The organism is Petrotoga sp. DB-2, from assembly GCF_054051725.1.
This window is the reverse complement of sequence record NZ_JBSVZD010000074.1, coordinates 1-500: the sequence shown is the minus strand read 5'-3', so window position 1 is coordinate 500 and position 500 is coordinate 1. Positions and strand designations below refer to the sequence as shown.

The 500-nt window shown below is 34.4% G+C and carries 1 protein-coding gene; it reads right to left on the bottom strand.

All coding sequences use genetic code 11. From position 1 onward, the window contains the following. Positions 1–500, bottom strand: a 500-nt coding sequence (locus ACW9JY_RS10485) for a right-handed parallel beta-helix repeat-containing protein (protein ID WP_457284329.1), incomplete at both ends; no start/stop codon positions are given.

Genomic DNA, 500 nt, shown 5'->3' with positions numbered 1-500 from the left:
AAGATATTGTTGTAGAAACGATCATCACCACCGTAAACACAGGCATACCCTGCAACCGTTGTACTATGTGGTCTATGGTATGGAGTATAACGATTTAATACTTTTCTTTTCTCCATCTTACCAGCAATTAAATTGTTAATGTAGGCACCACCCTGAGACATGTTATCTATTGCATATTCAGAAGCTAAGATGTTGTGATCTATAACATACGGGCCATGACTTACTTCCACAAATAAATCACGATTATTTTTGTAAAATAAGTTTTTACTTACCCTTGTTCCTTGTGCTTGCCAATCCAGCCATAACCCTAAAGAACAATCATGTATACGATTATGATAAATCTGAACATCTATGGCTGCATGTAATTTGATACCTGCAATCTCATGTCCCCAAAATTCTCTTTTTATAGCAATTCTATAAATGTGGTTATTGTAGATTTCACTAAAAACACATCCTAAATGACCTACAATCGCATTTTGACCACAATCATAAATTGTATT